The organism is Sediminibacillus sp. JSM 1682029 (genome assembly GCF_041366435.1).
GTDB classification, from domain to species: domain Bacteria; phylum Bacillota; class Bacilli; order Bacillales; family Amphibacillaceae; genus Sediminibacillus; species Sediminibacillus terrae.
In genome coordinates this window covers 69,569-92,578 of the sequence record NZ_JBEWYY010000010.1, presented here as the reverse complement: position 1 = coordinate 92,578, position 23,010 = coordinate 69,569, and the positions used below count along the sequence as shown (strand labels likewise).

General features: G+C 43.8%; 25 protein-coding genes and 1 other annotated feature. Of the genes, 15 read left to right on the top strand and 10 right to left on the bottom strand.

What is annotated here, in order from left to right; all coding sequences use genetic code 11:
* The first annotated feature begins 126 nt into the window (after nucleotides 1–126).
* A complete protein-coding gene (locus ABVF09_RS15835; protein WP_371069624.1) occupies nucleotides 127–1,629 on the top strand; it encodes an alpha-amylase family glycosyl hydrolase in 1,503 nt (500 codons plus the stop codon).
* Nucleotides 1,630–1,897: 268 nt separating this feature from the next.
* Here ABVF09_RS15835 and ABVF09_RS15830 read toward each other — a convergent pair whose 3' ends face one another.
* Entirely contained in the window at nucleotides 1,898–2,758 is an 861-nt protein-coding gene (locus tag ABVF09_RS15830) for a DegV family protein (RefSeq protein ID WP_371069623.1), read from the bottom strand.
* A 395-nt stretch (nucleotides 2,759–3,153) separates the two neighbouring features.
* Between ABVF09_RS15830 and ABVF09_RS15825 the strand changes: the two genes are divergently transcribed.
* The gene (locus ABVF09_RS15825) at nucleotides 3,154–4,002 is read left to right on the top strand and encodes a YitT family protein (RefSeq protein WP_026571126.1); all 849 of its coding nucleotides are present in this window, start codon (nucleotides 3,154–3,156) and stop codon (nucleotides 4,000–4,002) included.
* Between the two features lie 173 nt (nucleotides 4,003–4,175).
* Here ABVF09_RS15825 and ABVF09_RS15820 read toward each other — a convergent pair whose 3' ends face one another.
* The 4 genes from ABVF09_RS15820 to ABVF09_RS15805 form a co-directional block, all read right to left on the bottom strand.
* A complete protein-coding gene (locus ABVF09_RS15820; RefSeq protein WP_026571125.1) occupies nucleotides 4,176–4,439 on the bottom strand; it encodes a NifU N-terminal domain-containing protein in 264 nt (87 codons plus the stop codon).
* Nucleotides 4,440–4,714: 275 nt separating this feature from the next.
* Nucleotides 4,715–4,918: a DUF3813 family protein gene (locus ABVF09_RS15815; RefSeq protein ID WP_026571124.1), complete on the bottom strand. Its 204-nt coding sequence runs from the start codon at nucleotides 4,916–4,918 to the stop codon at nucleotides 4,715–4,717.
* 2 nt (nucleotides 4,919–4,920) lie between these two features.
* The gene (locus tag ABVF09_RS15810) at nucleotides 4,921–5,070 is read right to left on the bottom strand and encodes a hypothetical protein (RefSeq protein WP_162832887.1); all 150 of its coding nucleotides are present in this window, start codon (nucleotides 5,068–5,070) and stop codon (nucleotides 4,921–4,923) included.
* A gap of 186 nt (nucleotides 5,071–5,256) precedes the next feature.
* Entirely contained in the window at nucleotides 5,257–6,096 is an 840-nt protein-coding gene (locus tag ABVF09_RS15805) for a Cof-type HAD-IIB family hydrolase (protein ID WP_026571123.1), read from the bottom strand.
* Between the two features lie 150 nt (nucleotides 6,097–6,246).
* Between ABVF09_RS15805 and ABVF09_RS15800 the strand changes: the two genes are divergently transcribed.
* Nucleotides 6,247–7,011, top strand: a complete 765-nt coding sequence (locus ABVF09_RS15800) for an alpha/beta fold hydrolase (protein ID WP_371069622.1) — start codon at nucleotides 6,247–6,249, stop codon at nucleotides 7,009–7,011.
* Nucleotides 7,012–7,089: 78 nt separating this feature from the next.
* The gene (locus tag ABVF09_RS15795) at nucleotides 7,090–7,401 is read left to right on the top strand and encodes a metal-sulfur cluster assembly factor (protein WP_026571121.1); all 312 of its coding nucleotides are present in this window, start codon (nucleotides 7,090–7,092) and stop codon (nucleotides 7,399–7,401) included.
* A 271-nt stretch (nucleotides 7,402–7,672) separates the two neighbouring features.
* Here ABVF09_RS15795 and ABVF09_RS15790 read toward each other — a convergent pair whose 3' ends face one another.
* On the bottom strand, nucleotides 7,673–8,494 hold the full coding sequence (locus tag ABVF09_RS15790; RefSeq protein WP_026571120.1) for an undecaprenyl-diphosphate phosphatase: 822 nt from the start codon (nucleotides 8,492–8,494) through the stop codon (nucleotides 7,673–7,675).
* A 129-nt stretch (nucleotides 8,495–8,623) separates the two neighbouring features.
* Here ABVF09_RS15790 and ABVF09_RS15785 point away from each other — a divergent pair, with 129 nt between their 5' ends.
* Nucleotides 8,624–8,959 (top strand): hypothetical protein, encoded by a 336-nt coding sequence (locus ABVF09_RS15785; protein ID WP_026571119.1) that lies wholly within the window; start codon nucleotides 8,624–8,626, stop codon nucleotides 8,957–8,959.
* 75 nt (nucleotides 8,960–9,034) lie between these two features.
* Here ABVF09_RS15785 and ABVF09_RS15780 read toward each other — a convergent pair whose 3' ends face one another.
* Nucleotides 9,035–9,208, bottom strand: a complete 174-nt coding sequence (locus ABVF09_RS15780; protein ID WP_081704571.1) for a YjzD family protein — start codon at nucleotides 9,206–9,208, stop codon at nucleotides 9,035–9,037.
* Between the two features lie 130 nt (nucleotides 9,209–9,338).
* Between ABVF09_RS15780 and ABVF09_RS15775 the strand changes: the two genes are divergently transcribed.
* Together ABVF09_RS15775 and ABVF09_RS15770 are read left to right on the top strand one after the other, a co-directional pair.
* Nucleotides 9,339–9,986, top strand: a complete 648-nt coding sequence (locus ABVF09_RS15775; RefSeq protein ID WP_026771748.1) for a hypothetical protein — start codon at nucleotides 9,339–9,341, stop codon at nucleotides 9,984–9,986.
* A 94-nt stretch (nucleotides 9,987–10,080) separates the two neighbouring features.
* On the top strand, nucleotides 10,081–11,049 hold the full coding sequence (locus ABVF09_RS15770; RefSeq protein WP_035427099.1) for a BMP family ABC transporter substrate-binding protein: 969 nt from the start codon (nucleotides 10,081–10,083) through the stop codon (nucleotides 11,047–11,049).
* 310 nt (nucleotides 11,050–11,359) lie between these two features.
* Here the strand turns inward: ABVF09_RS15770 and ABVF09_RS15765 are convergent, their stop codons facing one another.
* Nucleotides 11,360–11,599, bottom strand: coding sequence for a hypothetical protein (locus ABVF09_RS15765; protein WP_026571117.1), 240 nt, complete (start codon nucleotides 11,597–11,599; stop codon nucleotides 11,360–11,362).
* 173 nt (nucleotides 11,600–11,772) lie between these two features.
* Here ABVF09_RS15765 and ABVF09_RS15760 point away from each other — a divergent pair, with 173 nt between their 5' ends.
* The 4 genes from ABVF09_RS15760 (at nucleotide 11,773) to ABVF09_RS15745 (ending at nucleotide 15,468) form a co-directional block, all read left to right on the top strand.
* A complete protein-coding gene (locus ABVF09_RS15760; RefSeq protein ID WP_026771746.1) occupies nucleotides 11,773–12,708 on the top strand; it encodes a beta-ketoacyl-ACP synthase III in 936 nt (311 codons plus the stop codon).
* A gap of 31 nt (nucleotides 12,709–12,739) precedes the next feature.
* On the top strand, nucleotides 12,740–13,984 hold the full coding sequence (gene fabF, locus ABVF09_RS15755; protein ID WP_371069621.1) for a beta-ketoacyl-ACP synthase II: 1,245 nt from the start codon (nucleotides 12,740–12,742) through the stop codon (nucleotides 13,982–13,984).
* Nucleotides 13,985–14,284: 300 nt separating this feature from the next.
* A complete protein-coding gene (locus ABVF09_RS15750) occupies nucleotides 14,285–14,485 on the top strand; it encodes a YuzI family membrane protein (RefSeq protein WP_026571114.1) in 201 nt (66 codons plus the stop codon).
* Nucleotides 14,486–14,700: 215 nt separating this feature from the next.
* The gene (locus ABVF09_RS15745; RefSeq protein WP_026571113.1) at nucleotides 14,701–15,468 is read left to right on the top strand and encodes a YjbA family protein; all 768 of its coding nucleotides are present in this window, start codon (nucleotides 14,701–14,703) and stop codon (nucleotides 15,466–15,468) included.
* A gap of 122 nt (nucleotides 15,469–15,590) precedes the next feature.
* On the opposite strand, the gene trpS is transcribed toward ABVF09_RS15745, so the two are convergent.
* Both trpS and ABVF09_RS15735 read right to left on the bottom strand, forming a co-directional pair.
* Nucleotides 15,591–16,592, bottom strand: a complete 1,002-nt coding sequence (gene trpS / locus ABVF09_RS15740; RefSeq protein WP_026771744.1) for a tryptophan--tRNA ligase — start codon at nucleotides 16,590–16,592, stop codon at nucleotides 15,591–15,593.
* Nucleotides 16,593–16,680: 88 nt separating this feature from the next.
* Nucleotides 16,681–16,860 (bottom strand) — a binding site (T-box leader).
* A gap of 429 nt (nucleotides 16,861–17,289) precedes the next feature.
* Nucleotides 17,290–17,655 (bottom strand): DUF3899 domain-containing protein, encoded by a 366-nt coding sequence (locus tag ABVF09_RS15735; RefSeq protein WP_371069620.1) that lies wholly within the window; start codon nucleotides 17,653–17,655, stop codon nucleotides 17,290–17,292.
* Nucleotides 17,656–17,984: 329 nt separating this feature from the next.
* Here ABVF09_RS15735 and ABVF09_RS15730 point away from each other — a divergent pair, with 329 nt between their 5' ends.
* From ABVF09_RS15730 to ABVF09_RS15715, 4 genes are all read left to right on the top strand, one after another.
* A complete protein-coding gene (locus ABVF09_RS15730) occupies nucleotides 17,985–19,694 on the top strand; it encodes a peptide ABC transporter substrate-binding protein (protein WP_153462283.1) in 1,710 nt (569 codons plus the stop codon).
* A gap of 156 nt (nucleotides 19,695–19,850) precedes the next feature.
* A complete protein-coding gene (gene opp3b, locus ABVF09_RS15725; RefSeq protein WP_026571110.1) occupies nucleotides 19,851–20,780 on the top strand; it encodes an oligopeptide ABC transporter permease in 930 nt (309 codons plus the stop codon).
* On the top strand, nucleotides 20,780–21,928 hold the full coding sequence (opp3C, locus tag ABVF09_RS15720) for an oligopeptide ABC transporter permease (protein ID WP_026771741.1): 1,149 nt from the start codon (nucleotides 20,780–20,782) through the stop codon (nucleotides 21,926–21,928). Before opp3b ends, opp3C begins: the two co-directional genes overlap by 1 nt.
* A 15-nt stretch (nucleotides 21,929–21,943) precedes the next feature.
* A complete protein-coding gene (locus ABVF09_RS15715; RefSeq protein WP_026571108.1) occupies nucleotides 21,944–23,008 on the top strand; it encodes an ABC transporter ATP-binding protein in 1,065 nt (354 codons plus the stop codon).
* Nucleotides 23,009–23,010 lie beyond the last annotated feature (2 nt).

Here is a 23,010-nt window from a genome sequence, read left to right as displayed (position 1 = left end):
ATGTGTGACACTTTTATGGAATCAGGGGAAATTGGCACAAACATGATTGACGGACAGGGCTGATAAGGCTACCCTTTATTAAGAAAGCTTTTATGCTTCTAATTATGCCTGTAGGAGGAACGGAATGTGAAGAAGTTATTGGCAGCCACGGCTGTATTGCCGTTTCTTCTTTTTTACTCACAATCTGTAAGTGCTGTAGAACAAGAAGATACATTGGCAGAAGAATCTATTTACTATATACTTGTAGACCGATTTGTAAACGGAAACTTTGACAATGACGAGGAAATTGATATTGAAGACCCCAAAGCCTTGCATGGCGGCGATTTGCAGGGGGTCATTACCAAGCTTGACGATTTGAAAGAGATGGGATTCACTGCTGTTAACATCAGCCCGATCATGGAAAATGAAAAAGATGGTTATCACGGTTTCTGGGTAACGGACTATACTGCGATAGAACCTCACGCTGGGACGATGGAAACAGCTGCTGAATTGGTGGATGAAGCACACAAACGTGACATGAAAGTGTTCATGGATTTTCCGGTCAATCATACATCTGCCTCGCATCCATGGCTTACAGATCAGGACAAGCAAGACTGGTACGCGAGTGAACATGATGAGCAACAAGGACAAGCAGAGCTTCTGCAGACTCCCTGGCTCGCAGACTTGCCGCAGTTGGATTTGCAAAACAAAGAAGTTGCAGCAGCATTGAGTGACGCAGGGAAGTTTTGGATGGAAGAAACGGGATTGGATGGATACAGGATAGGAATCGAACCAGATACCCCCGTTTCATTTGTTGCCGAATTTGCTGAAGCATTGCATGCTGAACAGCAAGGATTTTCCCTCTTGGCAGACTGGAAACATGCTGATGAGGAAGGGATGGAGTCGTTCCAGGAAGCGGGAATTGATTTAATCATTGACTATGAGCAGACCAAGTCCCTTGATCAGGTCTTCCACGCACCGGGGAATGAATTATCAAATTTAACCGGTGACAAAGAGTCAGAAGATAACGGTGTGGCATTGGACAGCCAAATGACAACCCGCTTCACAAAAAAAGCGATTGAGCTCGGACAAAATCCGGTGACGAGATGGAAGCTGGGATTGACTTATTTGTACTTGGGACCGGGCACACCTGTCATTTATCAAGGGTCAGAGGTTGCAATGGGTAATGGAGACGAGGCGCCAGATCATCGTACGGCACAATTGAACAGTGGCAATGACGAACTGAGCAAGTATCTGGAAAGATTATCTGCCATTCGCCAGCAGTTCTCTCCTTTTACGAAAGGGTATATGGAGCTGGTGAAAAGCAACGGAGCGATGAGTTTATTCAAACGCAGTCACGAAGGGGAAACCGTTTATTTTGCCATCAACAATGACACATCCACTAAAGCTGTGACCATTGACGATATCCAAGCAGGCAAACAGCTTCGTGGATTGCTCAACGATGAGACGGTGCGGGCCGATGAAGCAGGGCATTACAAAATCGGGCTTGACCGTGAAACGGCGGAAGTATATGTCATTGAGGATGACAAAGGCATCAATTGGTTGTTTGTTTCTTTTATTTTAGCAGTACTCGGTGCATTTGTTTTTGCCGTTGTTTTTCTGAAGAAGAAACAAAAAAACAGCCGGTAAACACTACCATTTAAGAAGAGAAACACTTATTTCCCCTCTCCATTATGCTTTTCTGTATTGAGTTCAAGTAAGCCTTGCCAGCGGGAATACGAAGTACCTTGCCGGAGTGGATTCTTGGATTGTGCTTAGGACAAGGTAGGACGGTTTATAATCAAGTTAACTGATGGGGAAAGTTCCAAAAGAAAAACCGATCGAGTTCGAAAGCGTTGAATTTCGAATAATCGTTCGGTTTTTCTTTGACTAGGCATTGATTTCGACCATGTGCAACTTATTGATAATCATCGTTCAGGAAAAACAAAGCAAGTGTTCCGGGGCCGGAGTGGGCGCCGATTGCTGAGCCGACCATCTCAATGTGCACGTCTTCGACTTCAAAACGTTCTTTGATCATTTCGGCAAGCTGCCTGGCTTTTTCCAAATCGTCTCCATGGCTGATGCCGATGGTCTGTTTTTGAAAATCTTTCCCGCGTTCCTCCATTACGTCTACCATCCGTTTCAACACGCGTTTTGAGCCGCGGATTTTTTCCAATGGCATCAGCTTACCAGCTTCAACATGCAACAAAGGCTTGATTTTTAACAACGAACCGACAAAAGCGGCTGTTTTACTTACTCGTCCACCGCGATACAAATATTCCAGATCATCTACTGTGAAGATATGCTCCATGTGATTGGCATGGTATCGGGCAATTTCTTCAACTTGGCTGAGACTCTCTCCTTCATTTGCAAGCTGTGCGGCACGCAGGACGACCAATCCGTGTCCCAGGGAAGCGCAATGAGTGTCGAGCACTTGAGCTTCCCAGTCAGGATAATCCTCCTTGACTTCCTGCATGGCCATTCTTCCAGCATTGTAAGTTCCTGAGAGTTCGGACGAGAAAGCGACATAAAGGCACGGCTGGTTTCGCCTAGCATAGCTTTCAAATGCTTCACGGAATTTTTGCGGACTGACTTGAGAAGTTTTTGGTGCCTTTCCAGCACGCATTGCATCATAGATTGCTTTCGCAGAAATAGTTTTTGCGTCTTCAAAATTTTCATTGTCGAGTTCGACAGTCAGTGATACCATATCAATGTTGTATTTTTCATAATGGCTTTGCGAAAGGTCACACGCAGAATCGGTGATAATTTTCACATTCATGTTTTCCACCCTCAATTCGGATCATTTTTCTTACGGTAAAAAGTAAAATGGGAGTTTCAAAAAAGAAACCGCCATCGAGCTCGAAATACAAGCCCGCAAGGATGATAAATAAAACAAGTGCAGTTTATCTACAGTGTAAGCGTACTGTTATCGATAGTCAAAGCTTTTTCCCATTTCGTTGTATTGGAAATGGGAAAAGCGATACTGCCGATTATTTGTGCGAATAGCTGGGTATGGAAAAGAGAAGCTTATTTTTGCTACATATGGAAACGATAAGGACATGTAGAAGAAATAGCCCGATAGTTGGAAAACAACATAAGAACATCGATACAGGGAGCGGCCGCACTTGCGACAATCGTTGTGGCTTTTGACCGGGATAAACGAAGGAGGCAGTTATGTTTTTTATTGAAGCGAGACGAATTTTCATAGTAATGCTGGGGGCATTGTTCAACGCGATTGCATTAAATTTTTTCCTTATTGCCGCGAATGTCTATGCCAGCGGTTTTACAGGTATCGCCCAGCTTATGTCAAGTATTTTCCGAGACTTTTTCAATATCAATGGAGTCAGTACAGGTATCATCCTATTTATTTTGAATATACCGGTAGCCATATTGGGCTGGTACAAAGTCGGTAAGGGTTTTACGATTTACAGTGTGATCTCGGTCATATTCACGACGGTTTTCCTTGAAGTGTTGCCGGTACAGCCGTTATCAGAGGATATTATTTTAAATGCTGTTTTCGGAGGTGTCATCGGCGGTATAGGGGTCGGTATGACATTGAAATGGGGGGCATCAACCGGCGGTCTGGATATCGTGGCGATGGTGTTGTCCCGCATGAAGGATAAACCGATCGGCAATTTCTTTTTGATCATCAACAGCGGAATCATCATCGTTGCTGGTTTGTTGTATGAAGCAGAAAATGCTTTGTACACGTTACTTACTTTATATGTGACAACAAGGGTGATCGATGCGCTCCATACCCGTCATGAAAAAGTGACAGCTATGATTGTCACACGCAAAGCGGAGGAACTGCAAAAAGCGATTCACGACAAAATGATCCGAGGAATCACGATTTTACCTGCTCGAGGCGCATACAGTCGTGAAGACAAGGATATGATGGTCCTTGTTATCACCAGGTATGAATTGTATGACTTGGAACGGATTATTTCGGAAGTGGATCCACAGGCGTTCACGAATGTTGTGCAGACAACTGGAATATTTGGTTTCTTTCGACGCAACGATTAATGGAAACATAAAGAAAGTTCGCCAGATGCGTGGGGTGACTAGCCGATTTGGATGGATAGAAAAAGAGCTGTTCAAGGAAGTAGCAAGACTTCTTGAACAGCTTTTTTTTATGATCAAAATTTTGATGCATTCAGAGGAATATTCTCGTTTTTTAGTCTTGTCCGGAAATGTTCTTAGTATCCGTATTCGTTTAAGACTGCTTCCACTTGTGGGGTAAGCGGTTCCCATTCCACGTCGAATTTCTTGTTAACTGTGATGAAGTTTTGGAAACCGAAAACGTTGTCGACTCCTTCCAGTTCCATCAGGTCATTCAGAACTTGATGTTCACTTGTTTGTCCAGCCATCACGGACACGCTGTTATTTCCTTCGAATATCATGGAATCAGTTGTGAATTTCATTGCATTCGGGTTCGGTGTCGCTTCCACTCGTACACTCATGCTTAATCCTCCTATGTAACACAGATTTATGTCCATCATAGCAGAATTTTGTCATTTACAAAAGGGATTGAAGTAAAAGGAAATAAGAGGGTTGTTTCTTTGGGTTCGTAAGTATCCTGGACAAATGTGCCCCTTATTTCCTGGGCAATAATTGTCCGGAACTGTCGTTTTGTGTCCATGTCATTAAAGTGTTCTTTGGGAAGTTGGGACGAAGGCGGGGAGCGCCTATGGTTCATTGAACAGAGCGGCACCGGGATGGATGCCGCCCTATCAGTTTACTGCATTTGGTTATGACGGTTCAGCTGCTCTTCCAACTGCTGAAGCTGTTCTTGTTCTTCAGGGGAAGCACTAGTATAAGCAGATTGGATAGCATTGCGTGCTGCTTGCTTATCCTGCTCGCTGACATTCTGGCCGCCGTTTGTCATGTTGGTTAAACGGTTCATTGCATTTCTTGCTTGCTGCATGAAATTGTTTGCCATTGTTAAAAACCTCCCAGAGTATGTTGGTCTGCTTGTTCCTCTTTACGCTCGACATCGGTAAAGCGCTCCCGGTAAGGAAAACGCTCATCATGTCTTTTTACCGAATCGGCCCCTTGCTGCGTAAATCGTTTTGACTTGCTTTTTCTGCTCATTTCCATTCCCCCTAATAGAAATGTCAACGAAAACCTGCTGAAGCAGGCAACAGACTCTATGACGCAACATCGGCTGCCGTATAAACCAGCGTTGCCAAAAAAAGCTTGAACGCTATTGCGTTCAAGCTTAGTATGGACCTTGCGAGGAAAAAGAATGACTTGAAAAAGATGCCAGACTTCATCGCGTTAATTAGTGCTGGTGCTTTTGGCTCCGAGATGCAAATATTCTTCCAAGAAGGCTCCGATCCCGTCTGCTTCATTTGTACCGGCGACATGGTTGGCCAGTTTCTTCAGTTCCTCGATTCCATTTCCCATCGCCACGCCTACTCCTGCATATTCAATCATTTCCAAATCGTTGTCTTCGTCTCCGAAAGCAATTATGTGTGACTGCGGAATGTCAAAGTAGCGGGCGATTTTTTCCAATCCGACTGCTTTATTCAATCCTTTACGTACGATTTCGATTACATGCCAGGGAGCTCCCCATTTACGGTGCTCAATGACTGAAGCGTGTTTGTCATTGAGATGGGAGCGGAGTTCTTGTATGTGTTCTTCCTGTGGGTGTATCAACAAAGAAGTTGGATCATCCTGCAAATTATTTTTCAGGCTTCCGACTGTAACAGGATTAGCCTGGTCGGTATGGAAGATTTCCATTAATTCTTCATCATACTGATCAAGGTAGACGTCGTCTCCTACCTCGGCCATGATATTGTTGACCTCCAGATCATAACATGTCTGTACTATCGCTTTTGCTGTCCGGTTGGGCAGCGGTGAGTGGACGGCATCCCATTTTTTATCTAATGGATGATGAATCAATGCCCCGTTAAAATTCACCATCGGGGTGTCCAACTCTAACTCTTTGTAATAATCAATGCTGGCACGGTGGGGTCTTCCGGTGGCTATCACTACGACATGACCAGCTTGTTTTGCCTGCATGATCACTTTTTTTGTTTTTTCGCTTATTACCTTGTTGTCTGTAAGCAGGGTTCCGTCAAGATCCAATGCTATCAAATGCTGGTTCGTTTTCATTTATATAATCACCTCTTATGTAAGTATAGTTTATCGGTGAACAGGTTATCTGTAAAGAAAGGGTTAAATTTACTGTTTGTTTTGCATGTTTAAAGTGTAACGATTATCATGGAATTAAGATCACCACTATAGATGAGAGGATAAGAAGATATGATCACCGTAAGCAGAGAAAAATGGAAGGGTATTCCCCTCCTTATTGTCGTCGATGCAGAAAAAAGCAGAGAGCCACTGCCAGTCCTTACATATTTTCATGGATATACGAGTGCTAAAGAACATAATCTTCCACTTGCTTACTTGCTCGCGGAAAAAGGCTTCCGGGTCATTCTGCCGGACAGCATGCTTCATGGGGACAGGGCAGAAGACTTATCAACGGATGAAATGAATATGCGATTTTTTGAAATCGTCAGCCAAAACATAAAAGATTTACAAGTGATAAAGAGTACACTGGACGAAAAAACGCTGCTTCTTGACGAAAGGTTCGGTCTTGCCGGCACCAGCATGGGAGGGATCACCACGGCTGCCGCTTTGACGCAATATCCATGGATTAAAGCATCGGCAGTGTTGATGGGCTCTCCGAAAATCACCGATTACGCCAAGGCGTTGGTCGACCAGATGAAACAGAACAGTTCTGAGTTTGAAATGTCGGACGATGAGATTGAAACTATCTATCAACAGCTGGAAACCATTGATTTGTCGAAGCAGGTAGACAAGCTGTATGAACGGCCGTTGTTTTTCTGGCATGGAGAAGCCGATCCGGTTGTACCTTTTGACCATGCTTACAGTTTTTACAATGAAGTCGTACCTTATTATAAAAATCCGGAAAGCATCCGCTTTTTACGGGAGGTCGGCCGCGGACACAAAGTCAGCAGATTCGCTATACTGGAAACAGCCAAATGGTTCGACATGCAATTGTAAATGCTGCGAGGATTATCATTTAAAAAATGACCGATATGTGTTTATAATAAGAAGAACCAATATCAAGGAGGTTGTATGATGGAGGAAGCATTGCAGGAAAACTTGATGGGTGCTCTTGAGAACGTAATTGACCCGGAACTCGGGATAGATATTGTAAACTTAGGCCTTGTCTATGGAGTGGATTTAGATGAAAACGGTGTGGCCACCGTCACTATGACATTGACGGCAATGGGCTGCCCGCTGGCTGGCCATATTGAACAAGATGTTAAATTTGTTCTGAGCGACATTCCGGAAGTAAAAGAAACCAAAGTCAATATTGTTTGGAATCCGCCGTGGTCGAAAGATCGGATGTCCAGATATGCCAAAATCGCCCTGGGTATCCCGGATTAATGTACGCTAGACCCCTTGCACTGTGCAAGGGGGTTTTTTTATGTTTTTTGGTGGATATTTAGTTCGCGGATCGACACTTTAAGTGAGGATTGGCAACGAACACTGCTGAAATTCGATCTGGAATAGAAGTAAGCGGAAAGAGCACTTCATCCACCTGATGAACCACCAACTGGGATAGAGGAAGACTGGTTGTTATTATCTACAGGATAAAATCACAACTGTGACATTTTAAAAAAGCTGCCCGCATGACTCATGCTGGACAGCTTTTCGTTTACAAGAACAATATGGCAAGAATACCGACAATGAAACAATAGAAGGAAAAGTATTTTAAGTTCCCTTTAGCCATGATATTCATAAACCACCGGAGTGAATAATAGGTGGCAATGATGGCAGCCATAAACGCAAGCAAGTAAGGGATGAACAGGGCGCTGAACTGATCGTCGTTCACAATCTCCCCGATACTGAGGACAAGTGTGCCCAGACTTACGGGAATATAAAGCAAAAACGAGTAACGCAGTGCTGTTTCCTTGTGCATGCCAAGCAGCATGGCACCGACGATCGTGGCCCCAGAACGGCTGATTCCCGGTATCAGCGCCACAGCCTGCGCCAGGCCGACGATGAGTGCATCCTTGAATGTGATTTCCCCGTCATTTTTGTAGCCTTTAATATTGCGGATAATCCATAAGGCAATTCCGGTGATAATCAACGTGATGCCGACCATTTTCGAAAAACCGAATACTTCTCCAATCTGTTCTTCGAACAAAATTCCGATTATGCCGGCAGGAATGGTCCCGACGATCAAGTATAAAATAAATCGAAAATCATCTCGAGCTTCCGGCTGTTTGGTGAACAGGTAACGGAAGCCGTTTTGGATTAAACGGAGTATATCCTTTCTGTATATAAGCAGTACCGCAATCAATGAACCAGCATTCACTAAAATTTCAAAGGACAATCCATGAATGTCCAACTGAAATAAATTTCTCAGCAGGACGAGGTGGCCGCTGGAAGAAATCGGTATCGGTTCTGTGAAACCTTGAAACAACCCTAAAAATACATATTTGACTAAAATCCAAAAATCGTTGGCAAAATCCATGTTTTTCCTCCCAATGTTAAAGCAATGCTTTTATCTAAAATGGTTTCTTGTTCTTTGAGAACATTCATCGTCCCCTGTCACATACCCAGTCAGCCATGAATAGGCTAAAGTGTGAAGGAGGTAGTCGACATGAACAGACCACACAGCCACCACCATATATATGAGCTTTGCAAATCCCATATGAATTCCTATGTACTTGCTGAATTGAATGACGGGAGCAAAGTGGACGGTATCGTTGTCGATTTGGATGAAGATTTTGTGTATATGGCCGTTCCGATCCAAACAACTGTACCTGAATACCATACAGGTTATGGAGACGATCGGCAGTTTGGATTTTATCCGGGTTACGGCTATCCGGGATATGGTTATCCAGGATACGGATATGGATACGGGCCGGGAAGGTTCCGCCGTCTTGTGCTGCCATTGACAGCACTGGTTGCACTGAGCGCGCTTCCCTGGTATTAATTTTTTCCGTACTAATAAACCCTTGCCGACTCCTTGTGGGCAAGGGTTTTCAACCAAAGTGGCAGCGAATGCAGCCTATTCTGTTTCTTCCTTCAAGGCACCGCCTAAAAGAAAAATTGCCACAGAAAAAATTACTGTCAGCACAAGCACCTGATCGAACGGAAGAGAAGCTCCGCCCATGCTTGATAATACATACGAAATCAAAAAGCTAAGTAAAAATGACCAGATAACTGTCCAAAGATAACGCAATCATTTCACCTCATTTTTTACACATTCTGTTTTAAGTTTAGCAGAAGCCTGTTGAAAAATAAATATAAAAAACAGTTATATATCCAAATTCCTTTGTTTGTCGAGAATAGTGGAAAGGGAGGGGTTTCCAATGTATTTAATTTTACCTTGTTTTGACTGGATAGGTTTCCATCTCTGCGAAAAGTTGCTGTATCATGGCGAACAAGTTATCGGAATAGGGGAAGCTACGACTGTCAGGCAAGATAATTTTTGGGCTTTTTTGGCACGGAACAGTTCATTTCAATTATTCCCCACAGTGGAGGAGTATCAAACAAGCAAAACAGAAGCAAATTTAGAAGCAATCATACAAATAGAAACGGAACAAAAAGCACCGGTGCCGGATGCGCTCAAAGCGTCCCGGAAATTTTTGCTGAATGGGAAAATGCAGGAACGCCCAACCAATAAAGAAGATTGGTGTCATGTGGAATTACCGATGTTATATGGAGAATGGATGCCGCGGTCGAAGGACAGCATGTTCAGTCCGGATGGAGGCGAAGTCCCCTTTGATTCGCAAACTTTCCATGACGATGCTGTATATATAAAAGACTTTTTACAAGAATTCTTTCCTTTGTTGAAAACAAAGCAATCGAAAAAGCATGTTATCATCAGTCCTTCAGGAGACCAGGAGGGTCAAAGAGAGACAGATGCCGAAGTGATTCCAGTTTTTCATTCAGAATCGACCGGACAACGTCAAAAGAAACTACAGCGGCACTATGAAAAGTTTATTTCTTTTTACTAATGTAATCAGAATGTAATAATTCGATACGTTTACGGACTAGAAGTAAGACGGTAGAATAGTACTAGAGAATACTGACCGATTGGGAGTGCACACGGTGAAAAATAGATATCGATTTGTTCCGCTTGTCTTCCTTGCCGGTTTCTGTTTACTTATGGCAGCCGGCTGCTCTACCTTGGGTGGAGGTGAAATAGACAGGGTCGGCATGCTGGTGGAAAACTCCATCCATGATCAAACCTGGGGAAATAAAGGCTATCAGGGACTTTTGAAAATCAAAGAAGAATATGATGTAGACGTTTATTTTAAAGAAGGCATACAAACACAGCAGGATGTCAATCGTGCTGTCGAGGAATTCTCGAATCAAGGGATTAATTTAATCTTTGGTCACAGTAGCAACTACGGGAAAATGTTCGATGAAATCAATGAGGCATATCCAGATATTCATTTTGTTTACTTCAATGGGGGATATACCGGGGACAACTTGACTTCTGTCAATTTCAATTCTCATGCCATGGGATTTTTCAGTGGAATGGTAGCCGGAAAAATGACATCCACCAACAATGTCGGTTTGATTGGCGCTTTTGAATGGCAGCCAGAAATCGAGGGATTTTATGAGGGAGTAAATTACCAAAACCCTGACGCATCTGTACATATGAACTTTGTGAATAGCTGGGATGACAGTGATAGGGCCTTGGACTTGTTGGACCAAATGAGCGCCGATGACGTCGATGTTTTCTATCCGACAGGAGACCAGTTCAGTGTCCAGGTGATCAATAAAGTAAAAGAAAAAGGATTATATGCAATCGGCTATGTTACCGATCAGGCCAGCTTAGGTAAAAACACGGTGTTGACCAGTACTGTTCAGCATGTCGATGATATTTACCTGCAAACAGCGGAAGCTTTCAATGAGGGGGAATTGACAGGAGATGTGATGACGTACGATTTTCAGGATGGAGGAATCACCATGGGGAAATTCAGTCCTGAAGTACCCGAAAGCTTTGTAAAAGAGATTCAGGAAGCAATTGATGAGTATAAGGATACGGGCTTGTTGCCCAATGAACAATAAAAAAGAACAAGGCCGCCTTATTGCTTGGACAAGCAGGGCAGTCTTTTTTTAAAGATGAGAAAGTGTAAATTCCACAGGTCTGGCTCAGCGCCCTCCCCTCGAGGTCTTAGGTCAATCCTCTGCATGGAAAAGACTGCCACTTGGGAGCTTTTTCAAGCTTTTCGGAAGCACGGATTGTGTGGGGCTTGAAGCCTTGCCACAGGACGAGTGGAATGTAGACCTGTACTCCTTTTGCGCTTTTCTTTTATTGCGCAGCATATGCTTTTAAACTAAGCGCCCGTAAAGCACGGACGCAGCTTGACAGCAAATTTTATTTCCGGAATTGCTTGATTAAACCGGAAATTTCTTTAACGTAGGGCGATAGTTGCTGATAGGTTTCCATCACAGTCTGGGCAGTGCCAAACAAATCGAATGACTCCGTTTCTTCCCCCTTTCCCGGTGCGGCTGTCGGTCCTTCATCATCCTGGGAAATTCCTCTCCGCGGCCCGAACATCATTTCATCGAAACGGTTGTGTCCCGGGCTGCCGCTGTCTCGGTTTCTGTCGGCCATTATATCACCTCCCATACCAGTTTATTGAAGGGCAAGGCTTTGAGCGCAGGCATTCATCACGGTCAAGGCGGAATAGTCTGTGAAAAACTTGAATAAAATGAATGAATCGATTAAAATTAGTACCAAGTCTTAATAATTGATAGTAAACTCTGTATGATGAGGAGAGGTAATAGATGAGGGCAGGTATAACAGGGACCGGTCACTACGTACCGGAAAAAGTGTTGACCAATTTTGATTTGGAAAAAATAGTCGATACGACTGACGAATGGATCCGGACCAGAACCGGTATTGAAGAGAGAAGAATCGCAGAAGATGATATGGACACATCGGAAATGGCATACAGAGCAGCAGTGAACGCGATGGAGGACGCAGGTATCACGGGAAAGGACCTAGATATGATCATGGTGGCGACCGTGACGCCTGACACGCCTTTCCCATCCGTATCATGCATGCTTCAGGATCGATTGGGAGCCGATAAGGTTGCGGCAATGGATTTAAGTGCAGCGTGTTCCGGTTTTATGTATGGAATGGTGACAGCCAAACAATTCATCGACACAGGTGTTTACAAAAACATCCTCGTCGTAGGTGTCGAAAAGTTGTCCAAGATTACGGACTGGACAGATCGTAACACATGCGTCCTGTTCGGCGATGGTGCCGGAGCAGCTGTTATTGGCGAAGTCAGCGACGAACGCGGTATATTATCATTTGAATTGGGCGCTGATGGTTCAGGCGGTAAATATCTTTATCAAGATAAAGACTACTTGAGCATGAACGGCCGGGAGGTATTCAAGTTCGCCGTACGGCAGATGCCGGAATCCTCGGTTAATGTAGTGGAAAAAGCCGGGTTCAAACGGGAAGACGTCGACTATTTGATTCCTCATCAAGCGAATATCAGAATCATGGAAGCCGCGCGCGAAAAACTTGGTATTCCAGAAGAAAAAATGGCGACATCCGTAAAAAGATACGGAAACACTTCAGCGGCTTCTATTCCGATTGCTTTGTCTGAAGGAGTAAAAAACGGTAAAATAAAGGAAGATGATTTAGTGGTTCTCGTCGGTTTTGGCGGAGGACTTACATGGGGTGCGGTTGCATTCAAATATGGTAGATAATAGACATGGGATAGTGAAGGAGGAGCATATAATGGAAAATAGACGTGTAGTTATCACTGGACTAGGAGCTGTCAGCCCTGTCGGTAATGATGTAGACACGATGTGGGGGAATATTATAGAAGGAAAATCGGGAATCGATTTTGTGACCAAAGTCGACAAAGACGATTTTCCGGCAAAAGTTGCGGGTGAAGTGAAAGACTGGGATCCAGTGAATTACATGGAGAAAAAAGAAGCCAAACGGATGGATCTGTTTACGCAATATGCTGTCGGTGCCGCAAAAATGGCGGTAAAAGACGCCGACCTGGATATAACAGAAGAACTGGCCCCGCGTGTGGGTGTCTGGGTAGGTTCCGGCATTGGCGGCATGAAGACGTACGAAGAGCAGTTTGAAAAATTCCAGGAAAAAGGCTACCGTCGTGTAAGCCCGTTCTTTGTACCAATGCTTATCCCTGATATGGCAGCCGGTCAAATTTCCATCCAATTGGGAGCGAAAGGAATCAATTCCTGTACGGTGACAGCTTGTGCATCCGGGACCAATTCCATTGGCGACGCCTTTAAAGTCATCCAGCGGGGAGATGCAGATGTCATGATTACCGGCGGCGCAGAAGCCCCTCTTACAAAAATGGCTTTCGCCGGGTTTTCTACTGCAAAAGCATTGACCTTCAATGATGATCCGAAAACAGCAAGCCGTCCATTCGATAAAAATCGTGACGGATTTGTCATGGGTGAAGGAGCAGGAATACTTGTTATCGAAACATTAGAATCCGCCAGACAGCGTGGAGCGAAAATTTATGCAGAGATCGTCGGCTACGGATCTGCCGGAGATGCCTACCATATTACTTCCCCGGCTCCAGAAGGGGAAGGAGCTGTCCGTTCCATGAACCAGGCAATAAGCGATGCGGGTGTCGATGTATCTGAAGTTGCTTATATCAATGCGCATGGCACGAGTACCGAATTGAACGATCCATTTGAAACAAAAGCGATCAAGCAAGTTTTCGGTGGGCATGCTGATAACTTGGCGATATCTTCTACCAAGTCGATGACCGGCCACTTGCTGGGCGCAGCAGGGGCAATTGAGGCAATTATTTCGGTTAAATCCATCAACGAGAGCATTTTACCGCCAACGATCAATTTGGAAACACCGGATCCAGAATGTGACCTCGATTATGTACCGAATAAAGCAAGACACCAGGAATACGAATATGCATTGAGTAACTCGCTTGGATTCGGTGGTCACAATGCGACCCTTATTTTCAAGAAATATCAGGATGTTTGATTTTTTCCCGGGGAACTAGGACAAAAGAATAGAGGAAAAAAAGCCGAACGATTTCGTTCGGCTTTTTTTGTATTATATGAATCGTGCAACTCTCCACTGAAGCAAGGTACTCGCACTCCGTGGGCACTATACCAAATTGAAACAATCAAGTCGACCGGTTTTGGTCTTGGCAGTCATGATTTTGTCCCGGCAATTTTTCGTATGCTTTTTTTAGTGAAAAGAACTTACAGGGCATCAGAACTGCCTGTCCTACATACATATAAGTAAACGATCAAGTCGGACAGGCAGGGGGAAGAAATCGTGGGCTATATTTTATTGTTTCTTGTAGGATTCGGTTTAGCTGTATCTGGCGGCGTCACGTTCATTCTCTACTTGAATTTCATTCCTGCGGGCCTTTCCTGGATCGATTACTTCTTATTTATCCAGGGGAGATTGGAATGTTATTTTCTTCCGCTTGGTCTTCTTTTGATCATCATCGCAATATATAAGTATCCAGGGTAATACCTGTTAATTATTAGGTTGGTTAGAATAATTATTCCTTTTTTGGCCATAATGTATCGTAAATAAAGCGGTTATATATTGTACGATCCACAATTTCCGGCCAGGCCGACTGGCAGCAGGCAGGTCAAGATGATAGGAACAGCATGAAGGAATGCCGGCAAGTCTCAATAGGCCGCAATTTTCTAACGATCCAATTAATAAAGCGGGGGTTCGACATGTTGTATTTACACGACGTATGGGTGAATTGGTTTGAAGGCGAAGAAAACGGCTACAATGTTTGCGCATTTCATGAATGGAGAAAAGAAGACGGCATTGAACTGCTGGACCAGGTACCGGTTCTTTACATTGATGAGATGTTGTACCACTATATAGAAAATGACTTGCAGGATTTGCCCAAAAGCTTGCTGGAGGCAATTCATCAGCGGGCATACTTGCGGAAAAACCAAGAACGGATACCGTTGGAATATGCCTGTGTGATCACGGATGGCCAGTCAATATTGGCTATCGATACGATGGGCTACCACCTGCCGGTTAGAAAAAGCAGGTTAATACCGAGACAGGAACGGCTTGTGTACGATTTAATTGACGGTACGAGCAGATTGGAGTTTTCTTTTTCTCCGGAACAGAGGGAGAAAGAATATCATATTTTGTCACTCTCACCTGATTCGATGCTGGGATTAACAAGGAAAGAACGGCAGCTAAAGCAATTATTGATGATGGCTTTAGATCAGCTGGAGGGTACGCAAAACTTACAGGAAGTCCGTTACTGGCTGACAGAGTGGAATCCGGACCAATATTCGCAAATCCGGCAGATGGACTTCAACGCTGCCTGGCAAGCTTTGTACGAAGGAGTAAGTCCGGGCTGGAGCAGAGCGCATGAAGAACTTTGTGCCAAGTTGGTAAAAGGTCAGCCGTTCTTCGAGAAAATGTATGAACTGGAACAGAATCAGGAGCAGCAAAACACGTACAAACGAATGCTTTAACAAAAGAAAGACCGGATAGTTGCCTGTCTTTCTTATGGAATAGGAAAAAGAAAACCCGCAAAGAGAACTGTTTTTGCGGGTTTTTCCATTGAAAAAGTATTTAAGGATTATTTGTGCAACAATCACTTTTTCGGCTTCTTTTTGACTCTTCCCAATCCCATTGCTTTTTTTGCTTTGGCAAGCATTTTGTTTGCAGCTTGCTCGGCTTTATCAGCACCGCTATCGAGAATATCATCAAGTTCCTGCGAGTCGATCAACTCATAGTAGCGCTCTTGAAGAGGCTTGAGCAGGGAAATAACCGCATCGGCGGTATCTTGTTTGAACTGCCCATAACCTTTGTCCTGGTACTTGCTCTCCAATTCAGCAATGGAGATACCGGTACAGCTTGCGTGGATGGCAAGCAGGTTGGATACACCAGGTTTGTTTTCTTTATCAAATTTAACAATCCCTTCTGAATCAGTGACTGCACTTTTGATTTTCTTTTCAATTTTCTTCTCATCATCCAGCATGAAAATGGAGGCCTTTTGATTCGAATCAGATTTACTCATTTTTTTGGTTGGGTCTTGTAAGGACATAATCCTTGCGCCGGTTTTCGGAATACTAATTTCCGGAACGGTAAAGATGTCATTGAATTTATTATTGAACCTTTGGGCTAAATTACGGGTGAGTTCCAGATGCTGCTTTTGATCATCCCCCACCGGGACCACGTCTGTCTTATAAAGCAAAATGTCTGCAGCCATTAGCGGAGGGTAAGTAAGCAGTGAAGAAGAAACTGCTTCTTTTCCTGCTGATTTGTCTTTGAATTGCGTCATCCGCTCCAATTCACCGATATAACTGATGGATTGTAACATCCAGCCTAACTGTGTATGGGCGGCCACTTCGGACTGAATAAACAATGTGGATTTTTCTGGATCGATACCTGATGCCAGATAGAGGGCTGCAAGCGAGCGAATGTTATCCCGCAGCTTCAAACGGTCCTGTGGAACGGTAATGGCATGTTCGTCAACGATACAAAAATAGCAGTGGTTTTCTTCCTGTAACTCGACGAACTGTTTCATTGCTCCTAGATAGTTTCCGAGTGTCAACGTTCCGCTCGGTTGGATTCCCGAAAATATAGTCTTCATGATAATCACCTCTTCATAATGTAAAGCATTGATTAAGGAATTTGCGAGCAAAAATCGAACACAAAAAAAGCTCATTCTTTCCCTCTTTCGAAGGGACGAATGAACCGCGGTGCCACCCTTGTTATCAAACTGTCGACCAGTTGATCACTTGAGAATTCAATTTAGCTCGAAAGTCCAATTCCAATCCACCTTGATGCTTGTTTCCACCAGCCACAAGCTCTCTATAAATCAGCGGGCGATTGTACTACGCCTTTTTCATTGCTTTTGATATTGATTTTTTTACATTATATAAAGTCTTGTCAGGAAATGCAAGGGCAACCTCCTAAAAGCAGCTCCGCCAATGAAGGGAAGCTCAAAAAGAGGCAGAGAGCCGTTGAAAACGCACTTTAAAACAAGCCGAGAACCGCCGAAAACGAACTTCATCTTATCTATGATCAACGTATAAAGTCCATCCATCGGTTCAATTCCTTTGACTTAGTACGGATTTAACGATCGAACGTGTCCTCCTATACATTAAACAGTGACAATATCCTTGTAAAATAGCCGTTCCGCCTATCAAGAGGTTATGTTTTGTCCAAAAATGAATAAAAGCAGAGAAAAATAAAAAAGCGGCGAACCGCCGCTCCATTTCTAAAACTCTGAAGTAAAGAATTATAAATTAACTATTATTTAATTGAAATTTCAACAGAGCATTGTCCTAGGCTGCATAAAACCATGCCAACAGGATAAGCATTAACAGAAGCAAACTGATCCCCTGGAAAGAGACGGCTTTGACAAAGGAAATGCTCACTTTTTCGGAAGGCAGCGTATCAGTTTCCGCAAAATAATCTTTCCGTTTAAAGCTTCGTTCGAACGATTTCCTGAAACCATATACAACTCCATCAAAAAAGCCGCTATGGACAATCCATACAAATATACCGACAAACAACCAACAGCTGCCGAAGTAAAAGAGGATATTGATCAGCTGTTCCAGCTGCAGAACAGGAGTGACAAACAGGAAAACAAGCAGGCTGGCTGCAATGTTTAACACGAGCAACACCCACTTATTCTGAAGAACTTTCATACATACACCAACTTTTCCATAGATATGAAGTATTATAGCATGATTGGACAAACGGTAAAATAATTCATAGGAAAGGAAATCAATAAACGTATATATGGGATGAATGAAAAACGTCTTGATATAGTTTCGTAAAAACAAGCAATGAATGACAATTAGCTAGTACAAAAGAACTATTTTATGTAATTAGAATGCAATGTTTATGCGGTTTGATAAAATTTTTGTAAAAAAAATGATGCAAAATTGTATGAAAACTTGTATAATTCAAATTGTGGATCAAACATCCGCGCAAATATTTAGAAAATTTAATCTAAGGGGAGGTCATTTACTTCATGAGAAAGGCAAATTGGCTATTGCTTGCAATGGCACTACTATTGAGTGTTTTCCTTGCAGCTTGTTCCGGCGGATCCAGTTCCGAAGGCGACAGCAGCGGTGAAGACACAGGAACTGAAGAAGGTACCGATGAAGGTACTTCAGAAGAAGGCGGAGAGGCTAGTGGCGAACAGGTGCTTAACCTGCTTGATACTTCGCAAATCCCGACCATGGATTCTTCTCACGCAACTGACGCTGTTGCATTCCAATACTTGGGCTCCACTATGGAAGGTCTTTACCGTCTAGGTGAAAATGCTGAGCCGGTACCAGGTATTGCTGAAGGAGAACCTGAAGTAAGTGAAGATGGTTTGACTTGGAATATTAAACTACGTGAAGATGCAGTTTGGTCCAACGGCGACCCTGTAACTGCCCACGATTTCGTGTTCGCTTGGAGACGTGCTATCGATCCGGATACAGGATCTGAATACGGCCCCTTCATGATGAACGATGTACTTAAAAATGCTACTGCCATCAACAATGGTGAAAAAGACGTTGAAGAACTTGGCGTCGAAGCAGTCAGCGACTATGAATTGAAAATCACTTTGGAAAAAGCTGTACCATATTTCCACAGCTTGCTAACATTCGGCACCTACTTGCCGTTAAATGAAGATTTTGTAACAGAACAAGGCGATGACTATGCACTAACTTCTGACAACTTGATTTACAATGGCCCATTCGTACTCGAAGACTGGGATCCGAAAGCAAATGAATCTTGGACAATGAAAAAGAACCCGGATTACTGGGATGCTGAAACTGTCCAGCTAGAAGAAATCAACGTTGACGTTGTTAAAGAAACAAGTACAGCTGTTAACCTGTATGACACTGGAGAAACAGACCGTGCTAGCTTGACTGCTGAATTCGTGGAACAATATGCTGGAACGGAAGATTACCGTACACTTCCAGAACCAACCTTGTTCTACTTGAAAATGAACCAGGCAAACGAATACCTTGCAAACAAAAACATCCGTAAGGCGATTGCCATGGCAATCAACAAGCAAGACATGGTTGATGTAATCCTTGCTAACGGTTCGATTGTATCTAATGCAGCTGTACCAGTAGATTTCACCACTCATCCAGAATCTGGTGAAGACTTCCGTGACATCAATGGTGACTTGCTGACTACGGATAAAGAACAAGCGAAAGAATTGTGGCAAAAAGGTCTTGATGAGTTGGGTGTAGATTCTATCGAGCTTCGCTACCTTGGCGGTGACACTGAAACTGCTACGGAAATGGATGCTTACATCAAGAACCAGCTTGAAGAAACACTTGAAGGTTTGACTGTCGAAATTTCTTCTGTGCCGTTTGAAGAACGTATTGCAAGAGATGAAGCTTCTGACTATGACATCCAAAATTCAGGCTGGGGTCCAGACTATCTTGACCCGAGTACATGGTTGAACATGTGGACTTCTGACAGCCCGTATATGACTATGAACTATAACAACGAAGAATATGATTCCTTGATCAAAGAAGCGAATAACGAATTGTTGACAGACCTGTCTGCACGTTATGACAACTATCTTGAAGCAGAAAAAGTGCTGATGGATGATGCGGCGATCGCCCCATTGTACCAGCGTTCCCGTGCATATCTGTGGAGACCATCTGTTAAAGGCGTTATTTTCAATCCAATGGGGGCAGACTTCTCATATAAGTGGGCTTATATCGAAGAATAAACTTGATACTATGAGATGATGAATTACCTCTTTGGTAGAGGAGAGGAGAGTGTACTGCCAGCTGCTTGCGGGCGTATACTCTCTTTTTCAATTTGACTAGATTTTTAGAATTATTAGAAGATTAAATATAATCTTGATAGATTAGGAGGGATAGGGATGGCGAGATATATACTTCAGCGGCTTGGCTATATGCTGCTCACGTTGTTCTTGATTGCGACGTTTTCATTCTTTCTCATGAAGATGCTGCCAGGCTCACCAATGAAAGCAGAGGAAAAACTTTCCGAAGCACAATTGGAAATCCTTTATGAAAAATATAATTTAGATGACCCTGTACCAGTACAATATATCAATTATTTAGGCAACCTTGTCCAAGGGGATTTAGGGGTGTCATTCCAATTGAATAACCAGCCAGTAACCGATTTGTTGGCTAGCAGGATTCCTGTTTCAGCTCATTTAGGGTTCCAGGCGATGATTCTCGGTACCATCCTCGGTATGCTGCTCGGTTTAGTTGCCGCAGTTCGAAATAATTCCTGGATCGATTACACGTCCAACGTCATTTCAGTGATTGGTATTTCGATTCCGTCATTCATTTTTGCCGGCTTGCTTCAATACTTTGTCGGCGTAAAACTTGGTCTTTTGCCGATTGCATTTTGGGAAGGCTTCAAGCATACGATTATGCCGACAATCGCTTTGGCGATTTTCCCACTTGCGATTGCAGCACGTTTTCTACGTACAGAGATGATCGAAGTACTTGGTTCGGATTACATCGTAACCGCACGGGCAAAAGGCGTTACAAAGGGTGGCATTATGTTTAAGCACGGCTTGCGTAATGCATTGATTCCTTTGGTCACTGTAATGGGGCCAATGGCAGTCAGCCTTATGACAGGTACATTGGTTATCGAACAAATTTTTTCTATCCCTGGCATCGGAGAACAATTTGTCACTTCGGTAACAACAAATGATTTTCCGGTAATCATGGGAACAACCCTTTTCTTCGCCTTCTTCTTCATCTTGATAATACTTGTAATCGATATACTATACGGAATCATAGATCCGCGTATTCGATTAGCTGGAGGTAAAGATTGATGGACAAAGAAAAGCTGAATAAAGACCTGTTTGTACCTGCTAAGCCAGATGAAAATGAAAGTGAACAAATCCAGCGTCCTAACTTGACTTACTGGCAGGATGCCTGGAGACGTTTGAAAACGAACAAAGGTGCCATATTCGGACTGATCGTAATCGTGTTGATTGCCGTCATGTCCATAATCGGTCCGCATTTTAACGACGACGGGGTGGATGATCAGGATTTAGGGTTGTCCAAATTGCCGCCTCGTGTGCAAGGATTGGAATCAATCCAATGGCTGCGGCTTGATGGAACAAAAACGGAAACCTATGAAGCTGCCAGTGTCGATGCAGCAAAAGACCGCATCCGTCAGCGTTTTACCCAGAGGGATGATGAATTCATCACTTATGATGTAAAGCGTGAAGGCGATGGAAGCAAAGATTCTGCTAAAGTAACTGGTTACTATCACATTTATGAAGCGAAAGGACTTCAAGATGAGTATTTTTGGTTCGGTACCGACACATTGGGCCGTGACTTGTTTACACGTACCTGGTACGGAACCAGGATTTCCTTGTTAATTGCGTTTGTAGCTGCTGCAATCGATATGCTCATCGGTGTAGCCTATGGCGGTATTTCCGGCTACTTTGGCGGCAGGACAGATAATGTCATGCAGCGTATCATCGAAATACTTGTCGGAATTCCAAACCTTGTTGTGGTAATCCTGATGATCATGATATTAGACCCTGGGATTATCGCGATAATTATCGCGCTCACCATAACGGGATGGACCGGAATGGCCAGGATTGTCAGGGGACAAGTCCTCAAGCTGAAAGGCCAGGAGTTTGTATTGGCATCACGGACATTGGGATCTTCCCACCCTAGGATATTGTCGAAGCATCTAATTCCAAATACTCTGGGTATGATCATTGTCAATACAATGTTTACCATCCCTAACGCCATTTTCTTTGAAGCATTCTTAAGCTTTATCGGTTTGGGACTGCAGCCGCCGGATGCCTCACTTGGTACATTGATCAATGACGGTTTCAAAGCGTTGCAAATCAACCCGCATATCATGATTTTCCCTGCGATTGTCATTTCATTGATTATGATCGGATTTAATATTTTGGCAGACGGACTGCGTGATGCGTTAGATCCGAAGATGCGTGAATAGGAGGCATGTGCTGACATGGAGAAGATTTTAGAAGTAAATGACTTACACATCTCCTTTGATACGTACGGCGGAGAAGTAAAAGCGGTACGCGGTGTTACCTTTGACCTGAAAAAAGGAGAAACATTAGCGATTGTCGGGGAATCGGGTTCTGGTAAATCCGTAACTACGAGAGCACTCGCAAGATTGATTCCCTCACCGCCGGGCCGGATTAAACAAGGAGAAATATTGTTTGATGGCAAGGATTTAGCAAAATTGAAGGAAAAAGAGATGCAGCAAATCCGTGGAAAAGATATCTCGACCATTTTCCAGGATCCGATGACATCTTTGAACCCTACGATGAAAATCGGCAATCAGATCATGGAGGGGCTCATCAAGCATCAAAAAATGAGCCGGGCACAGGCGAAAAGCCGTGCTATCGAATTGTTGGAGCTTGTAGGACTTCCGAATCCGACGGAGAGAATCAATCAGTATCCACACCAATTCTCAGGCGGGCAGCGGCAGCGTGTCGTGATTGCCATTGCGTTGGCATGTAACCCGAAGATATTGATTGCCGACGAACCGACAACAGCATTGGATGTAACCATCCAGGCACAAATTCTGGAATTGATGAAGGATATTCAAAAGAAAACAGAAAGCTCGATTATCTTTATCACCCATGATTTAGGTGTAGTGGCAAACGTTGCTGATCGTGTTGCCGTAATGTATGCCGGCAAGATCGTGGAAATCGGCACTGTCGATGAAATTTTCTATAATCCGAAACACCCATATACATGGGGATTGTTGGGATCGATGCCGACGCTTGATAGTACAGAGGACAGCCTTATCGCTATTCCAGGTTCGCCTCCGGATATGCTGAAGCCGCCTAAAGGGGATGCTTTCGCTCCACGGAACGAATATGCATTGGAAATAGATAAGGAAATGGAACCTCCGATGTTCAAAGTGTCAGATACCCACTATGCGGCGACTTGGCTCTTGCACGAATATGCACCGGACATAGAACCTCCAGAGGCAGTTAAGCGTCGTATGAAGGGATTTGCCCAGACAGGAGCCGGCGAATCGAAGGAAGGTGAACGGCCGTGACC